Source organism: Nocardioides anomalus (assembly GCF_011046535.1).
Classification (GTDB): domain Bacteria; phylum Actinomycetota; class Actinomycetes; order Propionibacteriales; family Nocardioidaceae; genus Nocardioides; species Nocardioides anomalus.
The window spans coordinates 541,793-554,552 of sequence record NZ_CP049257.1 but is presented as its reverse complement, the minus strand read 5'-3'; the positions used below and the strand labels follow the sequence as shown (position 1 = coordinate 554,552).

Annotated in this window: 12 protein-coding genes; 5 read left to right on the top strand and 7 right to left on the bottom strand. The window is 74.1% G+C overall.

What is annotated here, in order from left to right; translation table 11 throughout:
- Positions 1–37: 37 nt before the first annotated feature.
- Entirely contained in the window at positions 38–346 is a 309-nt protein-coding gene (locus G5V58_RS02895; protein WP_165228602.1) for a hypothetical protein, read from the top strand.
- Positions 347–355: 9 nt separating this feature from the next.
- Here G5V58_RS02895 and G5V58_RS02890 read toward each other — a convergent pair whose 3' ends face one another.
- The 3 genes from G5V58_RS02890 to G5V58_RS02880 all read right to left on the bottom strand — a co-directional run bounded on the left by G5V58_RS02890 (position 356) and on the right by G5V58_RS02880 (position 3,193).
- On the bottom strand, positions 356–922 hold the full coding sequence (locus G5V58_RS02890; RefSeq protein WP_165228600.1) for a CGNR zinc finger domain-containing protein: 567 nt from the start codon (positions 920–922) through the stop codon (positions 356–358).
- 91 nt (positions 923–1,013) lie between these two features.
- Complete coding sequence (locus G5V58_RS02885; protein WP_165228598.1) at positions 1,014–1,871, bottom strand: Ig-like domain-containing protein; 858 nt, start codon at positions 1,869–1,871, stop codon at positions 1,014–1,016.
- Positions 1,872–2,050: 179 nt separating this feature from the next.
- Positions 2,051–3,193 (bottom strand): hypothetical protein, encoded by a 1,143-nt coding sequence (locus G5V58_RS02880; protein WP_165228596.1) that lies wholly within the window; start codon positions 3,191–3,193, stop codon positions 2,051–2,053.
- A 138-nt stretch (positions 3,194–3,331) separates the two neighbouring features.
- Here G5V58_RS02880 and G5V58_RS02875 point away from each other — a divergent pair, with 138 nt between their 5' ends.
- The gene (locus G5V58_RS02875) at positions 3,332–4,636 is read left to right on the top strand and encodes a PD40 domain-containing protein (protein WP_165228594.1); all 1,305 of its coding nucleotides are present in this window, start codon (positions 3,332–3,334) and stop codon (positions 4,634–4,636) included.
- Positions 4,633–5,352 (top strand): hypothetical protein, encoded by a 720-nt coding sequence (locus tag G5V58_RS02870; protein ID WP_165228592.1) that lies wholly within the window; start codon positions 4,633–4,635, stop codon positions 5,350–5,352. Before G5V58_RS02875 ends, G5V58_RS02870 begins: the two co-directional genes overlap by 4 nt.
- Positions 5,353–5,355: 3 nt before the next feature.
- Here the strand turns inward: G5V58_RS02870 and guaA are convergent, their stop codons facing one another.
- Positions 5,356–6,930 (bottom strand): glutamine-hydrolyzing GMP synthase, encoded by a 1,575-nt coding sequence (guaA, locus tag G5V58_RS02865; protein WP_165228590.1) that lies wholly within the window; start codon positions 6,928–6,930, stop codon positions 5,356–5,358.
- A gap of 49 nt (positions 6,931–6,979) precedes the next feature.
- Here guaA and G5V58_RS02860 point away from each other — a divergent pair, with 49 nt between their 5' ends.
- The gene (locus G5V58_RS02860) at positions 6,980–7,558 is read left to right on the top strand and encodes a GNAT family N-acetyltransferase (protein WP_165228588.1); all 579 of its coding nucleotides are present in this window, start codon (positions 6,980–6,982) and stop codon (positions 7,556–7,558) included.
- Here G5V58_RS02860 and G5V58_RS02855 read toward each other — a convergent pair.
- Positions 7,542–8,150, bottom strand: a complete 609-nt coding sequence (locus G5V58_RS02855; RefSeq protein ID WP_165228586.1) for a hypothetical protein — start codon at positions 8,148–8,150, stop codon at positions 7,542–7,544. The genes G5V58_RS02860 and G5V58_RS02855 overlap by 17 nt on opposite strands.
- The gene (locus tag G5V58_RS02850) at positions 8,147–9,490 is read right to left on the bottom strand and encodes an MFS transporter (RefSeq protein WP_165228584.1); all 1,344 of its coding nucleotides are present in this window, start codon (positions 9,488–9,490) and stop codon (positions 8,147–8,149) included. The genes G5V58_RS02855 and G5V58_RS02850 overlap by 4 nt, the downstream gene beginning before the upstream one ends.
- Before the next feature lie 40 nt (positions 9,491–9,530).
- Between G5V58_RS02850 and G5V58_RS02845 the strand changes: the two genes are divergently transcribed.
- Positions 9,531–11,567 carry a CocE/NonD family hydrolase gene (locus G5V58_RS02845; protein ID WP_165228582.1) on the top strand — a complete coding sequence of 679 codons (2,037 nt, stop codon included), beginning with the start codon at positions 9,531–9,533 and terminating at the stop codon, positions 11,565–11,567.
- Here the strand turns inward: G5V58_RS02845 and G5V58_RS02840 are convergent.
- Entirely contained in the window at positions 11,564–12,394 is an 831-nt protein-coding gene (locus G5V58_RS02840) for an SDR family NAD(P)-dependent oxidoreductase (protein WP_165238557.1), read from the bottom strand. The two genes, G5V58_RS02845 and G5V58_RS02840, sit on opposite strands and share 4 nt — an antisense overlap.
- Positions 12,395–12,760: the final 366 nt, after the last annotated feature.

Sequence of the window (12,760 nt, the reverse complement as noted above, 5' to 3'; positions counted from 1 at the left end):
CCAGCGCGGGCGCAGCGGACGGGAGCACCCTCAGCACGTGGACTCCGTGGACGGGCTGCGCTCCCTGACCGACGAGCTCGTCTCCTTCGAGACCGCCGCCGCGGTGGCCCAGCTGGCCGACCGGGCCGCGTGGGTCGCGCTCGGGGTGCGCTGGGACCGGCTGTGCGCCGTGCTCCCCGACCCCGGTCCGGCCACCGCACTCGCGCACGCCCTGGCCATCGTGGCCTCCTGCCGATCCCTGCTCGACCGGCTCGAGCACGCGCACGACGAGGACGCCGTGGCCACGCTCGCGGTCCGCCTGCAGGCGGCCCGGACCGTGCTGGCCGAGCTGCTCTCCGAGCTCTGACGCAGCCGGTCAACCGGCCTCGCGGCGCCGCTCGCGGTAGGCGCGCATCTTCATGACGCTGCTGCACGTGTGGCTGCACCAGCGGCTGGACCCGGGCGCCGCACCGCTCCAGTAGACCCACTGGCAGTCCGACCGCTCGCAGGCCCGCAGCAGCGCCAGGCTGCCGTCGGCGGCGGCCGTGTGCGCAGCGCCCAGCGCCAGCGCGACGAGCCGGGCGAAGGACCCCCGGCCGGCCGGCCGCAGGCGGCTGCGCACCTCGCCGTCCTCCAGCGCGAGCTCGACCACGACCGGGTGGTCCGCCGCCACGGCGTTCAGCACCCCCACCGCGGCCGTCGGCTCGAGGAGCACGACGGGTCGCAGCCCGTCGCGCAGCCCGCGGGCCCGGGCCAGGTCCTCGCGGGTCAGGGACCGCGGCCAGCCCGGCAGGCAGGGCTCGGCGAACCGGCGGAACAGCTGCTCGGACCCGAGGTGGTCCACGCCGTGGTAGCGGTCGTCGGTGTTGAGGAAGAGCCGGAACGGCTCGAGCGCGGGCGGCGCCGGTCGGTCGCCGGGATCCCCGCCAGCCTGCCCGCTCACGCGCTCCAGCCTAGGCCGGGGCGGGCACGCAGCGGCCCCGGCCGTGAACACCCGAGGGTCCACGACCGGGGCTCCCGCCCGCCTGCGGTCGTCAGCGCAGCCGCAGCCGCTGTTCGACGGGCGCCACGGCGCTCGACCCGGCGTACCGCACGAGCAGCACCGCGCGCCGCGGCAACGGCCGCTTGCTGCGCAGCACCGCGCGGCCGTCGCCCGTCAGGGTCGTCGTCGCGACGACCTTGGGCTCGGCTCCCTTCAGCGCACAGAGCAGCTGGACCGTCCCGGTGGCGGGGACCGGCGCGGTCACCGAGACCCGCACCTGCGCCCGTCCGTCCCCTCGGCGCTTGGCCTTGGCCGCGATCGTCGCCGCGGCACGCGTGACGGTCAGCGTGGCCGCGGTCGCCGACGAGTCGCCGTACGGCGCGGAGCCGACGAAGCGTGCGGTGACCGTGTGGGCGCCGACGGCACCCGTGGGGAGCGCGACCTCGAACGGCGCGCTGCCGATCAGCCGCGTGGCCACCACGGCGCCGTCGACACGCACCTCGACCTGCCCGACGGGGCTCGAGCCGTCGGACGTGGCCACCCGGAGGCTGGCCGTGGCCGCGCTGCCGGCGGCGACCGTCGTGCGACCCAGCGACAGGGCCGTCGAGGTGGCGATCGTGGCGGGCGGCGGGGGCTCTGTGCCGCGGACCGTGACCGACCGGGTGAGCGTCAGGGCCTGGAACCAGCTGCCGCCGCCGTAGGAGAAGCGCAGCTCGTGCGCACCCGGCGCCAGCCCGGCCAGCGGCACGGTCGCGACCCCGTCCACCAGCCCGGTGGTCACGCCGCCCCACCCGTCCGCGTCGACGTCGAGCATCCCGTCGGGGGTGCGCTGCGTCGCGGTCGGCGCGAAGGTCAGGTGCAGGGTGGCGCCGCTCGCGACGGTGCCGTCCTCGGGCAGGTCGTCGGTCACGGCGGCCCGGTCCCGAGCGACGACGTACGTCAGCGCGGTGCTGGAGGAGCTGTCCTGGCGGGTGCCGCCGAGGTAGCGCGCCGCAACCTGGTAGGTCCCTTCGGCCAGCTGGGGCAGCGCGACCGTGGTGGAGTGCCCCGTCGCGCGGACCTGCAGCAGCCGGCCCTGGTCGGCGGTGCTCAGCTCGATGAGCCCGTCGACGCCGCCACCGGCGACGTCGACGACGACGGTGGCCTGCGCGGGCGACTGGCCGACGAAGACGGTCGGGGGTCGAGCGACAGGGCCGTCGTCGTGCCGGCCGGCACCGGGTCGACGGTGAGCGTGGTCTCGGCGGCGAACGACGGCGTGACGTAGCCGCCGCCCGACGACGTGCGGAGGGTGAGCACCCCTTCGTGCGACCGGGCGACCTCCGTGAGGTCCACGTCCACCCCGGTGGCACCCACGGGGACCTGCGCCCTCCCCGCCGGGAAGGACGCGCCCCGCTCGGGGAAGGCCTCGACGAGGACCCAGCTGCTGCCCAGCTGGTCCTGGGGCAGCTCGGACGTGGGCGCGGTGACCGCCACGTGCAGCTTCACGGGCGAGCCGGTCGCCACGCGCGCGGCGCTCAGCTTCGCCGTCGTCTGTGACGGCACCTGGTAGACCATGAGGTCCGTCGACCCCGCGGGCTCGTACTCGTACCCGCCGCCACCGTCGTAGACCCCACGCACCGACCAGGGCCGGTCCCGGGGCGCGAGCAGGACCGGCGCGTAGGCGACGTAACCGCGGCCGTCGGGAGCCGGCGCCACCGCACCACTGCTCACGAAGGCGCCGTTCTCGAGCAGCGTGAAGCGGCCCTCGGGAGCCACGGAGGTCGGTCGGTCCGGCACGAGCCTGATCGCGACCTTGCCCCCGTAGACCGTGCTCGGGACGATCGGGTCGATCGTGTACGGGATCGTCGTGCGGGTCGTGCTCACCGAGGTCGAGGCGCTGTAGCCGCCGTCGGCGTCGACGGCGACGTCCAGCTTGTACGTCGTGCCGACGTCCTTGCCGTCGCCGGGCAGCGGCACGACCAGCTCGGTCGGCTCGGCCGACACCGCACCCTCCACGACGACGGCGCTGCCGATGCGCACCCGCGCGTAGGGGTCGGAGCCGCTGCTGGCCACCGAGATCCTCATCGTGGCGTCGCCGTAGCGCGGCACCTCGAGGACCTTGGCGGTCACGCGGATGACGGCCGCGTGGGCGGCGGGCACGGCGAGGGCCAGCAGCCCGGTCAGCAGCGCGGTCAGGGCCAGCACCACGGCCGCTGCGGTCCGTGGTGCGGGTCGAGGTCGAGTCGTGTCCATGGCCGCAGCGTCCACGGGAGCACTGCGCCCTCACTGCGCTGACGCTGAGGTCACCCGACCCCCGGTCCCAGTCGGACCCCAGTGCCCTCCCAGCGCGGGTGCCGACGCTGGCCGCTCCGCACCACGAGAGGAACGACCATGCCCCGATCCCAGAAGCGCCCGGCGCTCTACCTGGCTGGCTGCGTGCTGGCCGGAGCGGCCCTCGGCCTCGGCCTCGGCTTCGCCGACGCCGGCGCCGACGCCGCGTCCGCCCCGGCGCCGGCGGCCGCCGCGGCCACCCCGCCCGGCTCCCTCGTCTTCATCCGCGGCGGCGACGTCTGGGTCGCCGACGGTGCGGGCGGCGGCCAGCGCCGGGTGACGACCGGCGGCGGCTACACGGTGCCGAGCCAGGCCGACGACGGCACCATCGTGGCCGCCCGCGGCACCCTCATCGTCCGGATGGACGACCAGGGCCGGGTCCTGAACACCATGGACCCGCCCGACCTCGGTGGGACGTCGTACCCGCTCGGCCCGGTGCTCACCAACGTCGAGGTCTCCCCCGACGGCCAGCGCATCGCCTACGGCTACTCCGAGATCACGCCCTGCGACGGCGGGAGCTGCTACCGGGCGCGCACCGACGTGACCGCGGCCGACCACCTCACCCCACCGATGCAGTTCAGCGTGCCGTTCGACCACGCCTCCTGGGTCACCAGCCGCCGACTGGTCCTCGACGGCGGCTACCGCGAGATGGTCCAGCTCTACGACCTCGGCGGCGCCTGGGACGACACCGTCCACTGGTTCGACGACGCCGACCACTACAGCGACTGGCACTCCCTCAACGAGCCCGTCGTGTCGCGCGACGGCACCCAGTTCGCCGCCGTCCGCGGCGAGGGCACCGCGACCACCGTCGACTGGTACCGCCTCACCGACGACCCCCGCTCCGCCGCACGCCCCGGCCTGCCGGCGAAGGGGTGCCACACCGCACTGACCGCCGGCGTCGCGAGCCCGACGTTCTCGCCCGACGGCAGCCGGCTGGCCTGGGAGCAGCCCGGCGGGATCTGGGTGAACAGCGCCCCGGCCGCGGTGTGCGAGCAGTCCACCGAGACCCTGCTCATCGCCGACGCCGCAGACCCCTACTGGTCGGCCGCGCCCTACCGCCCGGGCAGCGTCACGCCCGCCGCCGTGCTCGCGTCCACGCACCGGCCCGCCATCAAGGGCAAGGCGCGACCCGGCGTCCGGCTCAAGGCGACCGCGGGCGCCTGGAGCGAGACCCCCGCCGCGGTGACCTACCAGTGGCTGCGCAACGGCAAGCCCATCAAGAAGGCGACCGGGCCGGTCTACCGCGTGACCCGCAAGGACGCCGGACGCCGGCTCGCGGTCCGGGTCACCGCCACCCGCCCCGGGTACGCCGCCGCGACGGTCGACTCCCAGCCCGTCAAGGTCGCGCGAAGGCACCACCGATGAGGACGCGCCGCGCCCTGCTCACCGTCCTCGCACTGCTGACGGTCGTCCCCGCCCCCGCGGCTCACGCGCACGCCGCCGACCACGCGAGGAAGCTGCCTCGACCCCCACAGAGCCAGACGTTCGTCTACACGGTGACCTTCAAGGCCGAGGTCGACCACGAGGTCGGCCTCATCTTCGGGCCGGGCAGCAGTCGGTACGGCTCCGCCGTGGCGACGGTCAAGGGCCGCATCCCCGACGTGCACGTCACCCGGCAGGCCATCTACAGCCTCAGCCCGCAGAAGGCGAAGCTCAAGACCGTCTCGGGCGTGGTCGAGACGGCGAAGTACGACCCGGACGGCACCGAGGTGCTCTGCAAGGGCAACACGATCGAGCGCGGTGACTTCGAGCACCCCGCTCTGTCGCTGATCCGCCGCAACGGGCTGCCCACGCCGACCTTCACGCCGTTCCAGCACCTCACCCTGCTCACCACCTGCACCGGCGGGCCCGACGGGACCTCCGCCGGCGTCTACTCCCTGCCCGGCATCCCGATGTACCCCGACGCGGTCGAGCAGGTCCGTCCGGGCGTGCTGCGGCAGGACTTCCACCGCAAGGTCACCTACACCCCCGAGTCCTCCGACACCGAGTGCCCGGACGAGCTGGTCGGCTACACCGACTACTGCACCTACACCCTCGACGGCACGCTGACCTACCGGCTGCAGCGGATCATCAAGGGGTGAGGCTCACTCCCACTCGATCGTGCCCGGCGGCTTGCTGGTCACGTCGAGGGTGACCCGGTTGACCTCGGCCACCTCGTTGGTGATGCGGGTGGAGATCCGCTCGAGCACGTCGTAGGGCAGCCGGGCCCAGTCGGCGGTCATCGCGTCCTCGGAGGTGACCGGGCGGATGACGACGGGGTGGCCGTAGGTGCGGCCGTCGCCCTGGACGCCGACCGAGCGGACGTCGGCGAGCAGGACGACGGGCATCTGCCAGATGTCGCGGTCCAGGCCGGCGCGGGTGAGCTCCTCGCGGGCGATGGCGTCGGCCTGGCGGAGCACGTCGAGGCGCTCGCGGGTGACCTCGCCGATGATGCGGATGCCGAGACCGGGGCCGGGGAAGGGCTGGCGCCAGACCATGGTGCTGGGCAGGCCGAGCTGCTCGCCGACCAGGCGGACCTCGTCCTTGAACAGGGTGCGCAGCGGCTCCACCAGCTCGAACTGCAGGTCGTCGGGCAGCCCCCCGACGTTGTGGTGGGACTTGATGTTGGAGGTGCCGGCGCCGCCGCCGGACTCCACCACGTCGGGGTAGAGCGTGCCTTGGACGAGGTACGCCGTGGCGCCGCCCTCGACGTCGCCGAAGACGCGGGCCTCGGCGGCCTCGAAGGTGCGGATGAACTCGCGGCCGATGATCTTGCGCTTCTCCTCGGGGTCGTGGACCCCCTCCAGCGCACCCAGGAACTGGTCGGCGGCGTCGACCACGTCGAGGGTGTCGAAGACCGCCTCGAAGTCGGACCGGACCTGCTCGGTCTCGCCCAGGCGCATCATCCCGTGGTCGACGTACACGCACGTGAGGCGGTCGCCGATGGCACGCTGCACGATGGCGGCGGCCACCGCGGAGTCCACGCCGCCGGACAGCGCGCAGATCGCGCGGCCGTCGCCGATCTGCTCGCGGATCGCCTCGACCTGCTCCTCGACGATGTTGAGCATCGTCCACGTCTGCCGGCAGCCGGCGATGTCGTGCAGGAAGTGCTCGAGCACCTCCTGGCCGTGCTCGGTGTGCAGCACCTCGGGGTGCCACTGCACCCCTGCGAGACCGCGCCCGACGTCCTCGAACGCCGCGACCGGCGTACCGCTCGTCGAGGCCAGCACGTCGAAGCCCTCGGGCGCGCGCGCCACCGAGTCGCCGTGCGACATCCACACGTTGTGGGTCTCGGGGATGTCGGCCAGCAGGGTCCCGGGCGCGGTCACGCTGACCGGCGTGCGGCCGTACTCGCGCACGCCCGAGTGCGCGACCTCGCCGCCGAGCCCCTGGGCCATCAGCTGGAAGCCGTAGCACATCCCGAACACCGGCGTCCCGGCCGTGAACAGGCCGGTGTCGATGCTCGGCGCGCCCTCCTCGTAGACCGACGACGGCCCGCCCGACAGCACGATCGCCTTCGGGTTGCGCGCCAGCATCTCCTCGACCGGCATCGTGTGCGGCACGATCTCGGAGTAGACCCGCGCCTCGCGGACCCGGCGCGCGATCAGCTGGGCGTACTGCGCTCCGAAGTCGACGACGAGCACCAGGTCGTGGTCGGCGTGGGGACCCTCAGCCGTCATGGACCGAGCCTAGTGGTGGGCTGTCCCCGGTCGCCGCTAGCGTCCGGGCATGGGCTCCGAGGGGTACGCCGTGCGCCCGCTCACCGAGGCGACCTGGCCGGCGTTCGCCGCGCTCGTCGAGGCCAACCGGGGCGTGTGGGGCGGCTGCTGGTGCATGGGCTTCCACGTCAGGCTCGGCGACCGGACGCCCGAGCAGAACCGCGCCGACAAGGAGCGGCTGGTCCGCGAGGGTCGCACGCACCACGCCCTGGTCCTCGACGGCGACGGGTGCCTGGGCTGGTGCCAGTTCGGCTCGCCGGAGGAGCTGCCCGAGGTCAAGAGCAGACGCCGCTACGAGAAGGAGCTGACCGCGCTGCCGGACTGGCGCGTCACCTGCTTCTTCACCGGCAAGGGCCACCGCAAGCGCGGGGTCGCCGACGCGGCGCTGGGCGGGGCGCTCGAGCAGATCGCCGCGCTGGGTGGCGGTGTGGTCGAGGGCTACCCGGAGGAGACCGACGACCGCGCGGTGTCCGGGTCGTTCCTGCACACCGGCCCGATGGCGGCGTTCGAGCGCCACGGCTTCACCCGCACCCGCGCGATCTCGCCGCACCGCTGGGTGGTCACCCGCCCGGTCACACCAGGCCCTTGAGCCGGTCCACCAGCGCGTCCTTGACGGCCTGCTCGACCGCGGCGCTCACCTGACGGTTGAGCTCGCGCTGGTCGTCGACGTCCGCGAGGACCTGGCGCAGGTCGAGGTCGTCGATGGCGCGGGTCAGCACGTCGTCGGTCTTCAGCGCCGCGTCGATGACCGAGTCGGGCAGGTGCCGGATGGCGTACTCCAGGAAGCCGTTGAGGTCGGCGTTGTCGAGGGCCTCGTCGACGAAGTCGGAGAGGGGCGGCAGGGTGCCGTCGTCGTCCATGCGCTGCACGGCGTCCAGCAGGCCGTCGTGCAGGGCCTCCACCTCGGCGTCGGTGGGGTCGGCGCCCTGGGCCAGGCGCAGGGTCAGCTCCTCGCGGCTCACCCCGAGCCGGCACCCGGCGGCGTCCAGACCGAGCAGGACGAGGCGCTCGGTGAGGTTGTCGATCCCGTCCGCCTGCGAGGTCACGTCGCGGGCGACACAGGGGTCGGCGGGGTGCAACGGCTCGAACTCGCCGCCGCCCTGCGCGACCTGGACACCGATGACGCCGGCGACCAGCACCACGGCGAGGGCGGGCAGGCCGACCAGCCGCGCGGGGCTCACCCGACCCTCCGGCGCCGCGGGACCAGGAGCGTGACGAGCGCGGCGAGCGCGAGGCCGGCGCCGATGAGGAAGGAGTCGCGGAAGGCGCGGGTGGCGGCGCGCTCGAGCTGGGCGTCGAGGGCGCGCTCGAGGTCGGCGAGGGCGGGCCGCTCGGAGGCGTCGACGTCGAGCGTGGTGAAGGCGTGGTGCAGGTCGGGCACCCGACCCTCCTGACCCTGCAGCTCGCGCCCGAGCGCCTGCGCCACGGCGATCTTGTCCTCGGGCGTGAGCGGGGCGTCGAGGACGAGCGCGGTGATGGCCTCCTGGGCCGGGACCTGTGCGTCCTGCAGGTCGGCGGTGAAGACCGGCGTGAGCAGGGCCAGCCCGACCACGACACCGACGTGGCGGGCGCCGATGGTCCAGGCCGCGTGCCGGACGCGCGGCAGCCGCAGCTCCATGGCCTGGGCGGTGAGCCGGTCCACGGTGAGGCCCAGCCCCAGCCCGACCAGGGCCTGCGGAGCGACGGTCCACCCCAACGAGGCCGAGGGCAGCAGCCCCAGAGCGGCCAGGCCGCCGGCGATGAGGAAGCAGCCCGCACCGACCTCGACCGCGGGCGGCGGCCGGAGCAGGCGGCCGAGCGGGCGCGCCAGCACGGCGGCCAGAGGCACCACCGAGACCGTCACCGCGGCGGTGGCCGGGGAGCGGCGCCAGCCCTCGACCAGCAGCAGCACGAGCAGGAACAGCGCGGCGGTCAGGGCGGCCGAGAGCAGCGCGAGGGTCAGGTTGGCGCGGATGGCCGGGCGGTGCCGGTCCTCGGGCGGTACGACGACCCGTGGCGCCAGCAGCGCGGCGGGCACGGCCAGCGCGGCGAAGGGCACCTGCACCACGAAGATCGCCTGCCACGAGAACGCCTCGGTGAGCAGCCCGCCCGCGACCGGGCCGGCCGCCGTACCGACCACGCCGGCGGCCACCCACACCGCCACGCCCCGGCGCTCGCCGTACTCCCCCACCAGCAGCTCCAGGCACCCCACCAGCGCGAGCGCACCGCCCAGGGCCTGGACGCACCGCGCGGCGATGAGCACGTCGATGGAGCCGGCCGCCGCGCACCACGCGGAGGCGCCGGCGAAGACCGCGATGCCGATGGCCGAGACGATCCGCGGCTGGGCGCGACCGGCGACGACCGCGGTCGGCACGGCCACCACGCCGAGGACCAGGTTGAACGCGATGAGCACCCACGCGACCTGCCCGACCGTGGTGTGCAGGTGCCGCAGGATGTCCGGCAGCGCCAGCGTGACGACCGCCGAGTCGGCCAGGACGAGGGCCACGGTGACCGCGAAGAGAGGAGCGGCCGCGCGACGCACCACCGCATCCTCCCAGGTCGGGGCCCTACTGTTCGCTCCGGTGAACAACGACGAGGACTCGGCCACCACCGAGGTGGCCCCGCGCCTCCCCTACGACGTCGCGGTGGAGCCACACGTTCCCGTCACGCTGGCCGACGGCTGCCGGATCTCGGTCAAGCTCTGGCTGCCCCAGGGCGCCCCCGGCGAGCGGTTCCCGGCGGTCCTGGAGGCCATCCCCTACCGCAAGGACGACAACTCCCTGGTCGACGACGAGTCGCGCTACGGCTACCTCGCCGGCCACGGGTACGTCGGCGTGCGGATGGACCTGCGCGGCAGCGGCACGTCGAGCGGCGTGCTCGCCGACGAGTACTCCGCCCAGGAGCACCGCGACGTCTACGAGGTCCTCGACTGGATCAGCCGGCAGCCGTGGTGCACCGGCGCCGTGGCGATGACCGGGATCTCGTGGAGCGGCTTCAACAGCCTCCAGGTCGCCGCCCTGCACCCGCCGGCGCTGCGGACGGTCATCACGGTCTGCTCGACCGACGACCGCTACGACAACGACGTGCACTACCTGGGCGGCTCGCTGCTCGCGGTCTACCAGGACGTGTGGGCCAGCAACGTGCACCTCAACAACAGCCAGCCGCCCGACCCGGCGCTCGTCGGCGACGCCTGGCGCGCGATGTGGCTCGAGCGGCTGCACCACAACGCCCACCACGGCGCGCTGTGGACCCAGCACCAGCGCCGCGACGACTACTGGCGGCACGGGTCGGTGGGCGAGGACCCCTCGGCCATCGACGTGCCGGTCCTGCTCGTCGGCGGCTGGCAGGACCCCTACACCGACGCGGTCTTCCGCCTGGTCGAGGCGCTCGGCCCGGGGTCGAGGGCGCTGGTCGGTCCGTGGGCGCACACCTGGCCGGAGCGACCGGTCCCGGGCCCGGCCATCGGCTACCTCCAGGAGTGCGTGCGGTGGCTGGACCGCTGGCTCAAGAACGAGTCGAACGGCGTGGACGACGACCCGCGGATCCGCTTCTTCGTGCAGGACTCGGTGCCCACCGACGCGTTCACCCGCGAGCGCGCGGGCCGGTGGTACGCCGCGCCGTCGACGCCCGGCGTCGACGGCGCCCTGGTCCTGCACCCCTCACCGGACCTCGCGCTGGGCCTCCGGCCCGCCGCGGGGACGGTGACCCACTCGAGCCCGCTGCTGCTCGGCCGCGGCTCGCGGCACTACGAGCCGATGGGCGGCCTCGGCGACCTGCCCGACACCCAGACCCGCGACGACGCCGACGCGCTCAGCTTCACCACGCCACCGCTGGACGAGGAGCTGGTCGTCTACGGCCAGCCCGTGGTGCGGCTACGGCTGGCCAGCGACCGACCCCAGGCCCTCGTCTTCGCCCGCCTCACCGACGTCGACGACGGCGGCGAGTCGTTCCTGGTCACCCGCGGCAACCTCAACCTCACCCACCGGCTCGGCCACGACCGCGAGGTGGCCCCGGTCCCGGTGGGCGAGCTGCTCGACCTCGAGATCCCGCTCAAGCACATCGCCCAGCGGTTCCCGGCCGGGCGTCGGCTGCGGCTCAGCCTGTCCACGAGCTACTGGCCCTGGCTCTGGCCCTCACCCGAACGCGCGACCGTCACCCTCGACCTCGCGCACTGCGAGCTGGTGCTCCCGCGCCTCGACCCCGCGGTCGGCGTACCGCTCGAGCGGCCGTGGGAGCGACCCCTCATCGCCGCTCCCCCGGCCGTGCGCGTCGAGGCCGGCGTGCCGTCGTGGACGTGGGAGGAGGACACCCGCCCGACCGTCGTGCGCCGGATCGCCACCGCGCCGACGACCAAGCACTACCCGGGCGGGCTGACCACTGAGGCGGAGCACGAGATCCGCTACCTACTCGACCCCGACGACCCGCTCTCCGCTGCCGTCGAGACCGACCGCCGCGCGTCGTTCGCCCGCGAGGGCTGGCACGTGCAGACCGTCCAGCACACGCAGATGACCTGCGACGCCGACAGCTTCACCTTCCGGCTGCAGCTCACCGCCACGCACGACGGCGTCGAGGTGTACGTCGAGGACCTGGTCCACCGCATCCCGCGCGACCACACCTAGGGCGCGACACCCACCAGCTCGGCCGAGCGCACCCACAGCCCGTCGATGATCCGCTGGTCGTGGGCCTGCTTGTTCTCGCGGCCGTCGGGCGTGAACCGGCTGAAGTACCTCCCGTTGACCTCGGGGTCCGGCCCGCGCTCGGCCAGCGCGACCAGCGGCGCCGCCCCGTCGGCCACGCTGATGGTCGCGAACCGCTTGAGCGGGCTGCGGTAGACCAGCCCCACGAACCACGAGTCCCGTCCGAACGAGCTCCCCACCGGCCCCGGGTGCACCGCCACCGACGCGATCCCGTCGCCGGCCCACCGCTGCGCGATCCCGCGCGTGAACAAGATGTTCATCAGCTTCCCGGTCCCGTAGGCCCGGAGCTCGATCGTCCGGCCCCGCTCGTGGTCCAGGTCGTCGAGGTCGACCTTGCCGGCGAGGTTGCCGATGCTCGAGGTGTTGACCACCAGCGACCGCCCGGCCGCGACCAGCCGCGGCCTGAGCAGGTGCGTGAGCAGGTACGGCGCCAGGTGGTTGATCTGGAAGTTCGGCTCGTGCCCGTCCGCGGTCGTCCGGCTAGGCGCGAACGTGCCGCCGGCGTTGTTGAGCAGCACGTCGAGGGTGTCCGTGCGCTCGCTCACCTCCTCGGCCAGCCGACGCACGTCGTCGAGCCGGGCGAAGTCAGCGATGAGCGGCTCGGTGCCGACGGCCTCCGCCACCGGCTCGAGCTTGTCTGCCGACCGTCCGGTGACCAGGACCGTCGCTCCGTCCTTCGCCAGCACGCGCGCTGCTTCCGCGCCGATGCCGTCGCTGGCGCCGGTGACCAGGACGGTCTTGCCTGCCATGTCGCTCACGCGCTCGAGCCTAGGTCGACCTGCCCACACCCGGTTGTCGCTGTTCGGGTGATCAATTGCGTAGCGGCCGCGCGCTCACCAGCCCGACTCCCGCTGTCAAGGACGCTACGCGCCACTTCGTGGCGGACGGCGGCCTTCGGCGAGTGGTCCGTCCTTGACAGCGGGACCCGGTCTGGCTGGTAGGGGCGCGCTGAGGGCGAGGCTGCGCCCCGCCCCACGAAAGCGCGGCCGCCTTCGGCGACCACGCTGAGGTCCGCCTCCACGCACTTGTAACGCTCAGTTACGGGAACTGTCGACCCGTTGCAACGGGTCGGAAGATCCGATAACTGCGCGTTACAAGTTCTCGGCGGCGCCGGC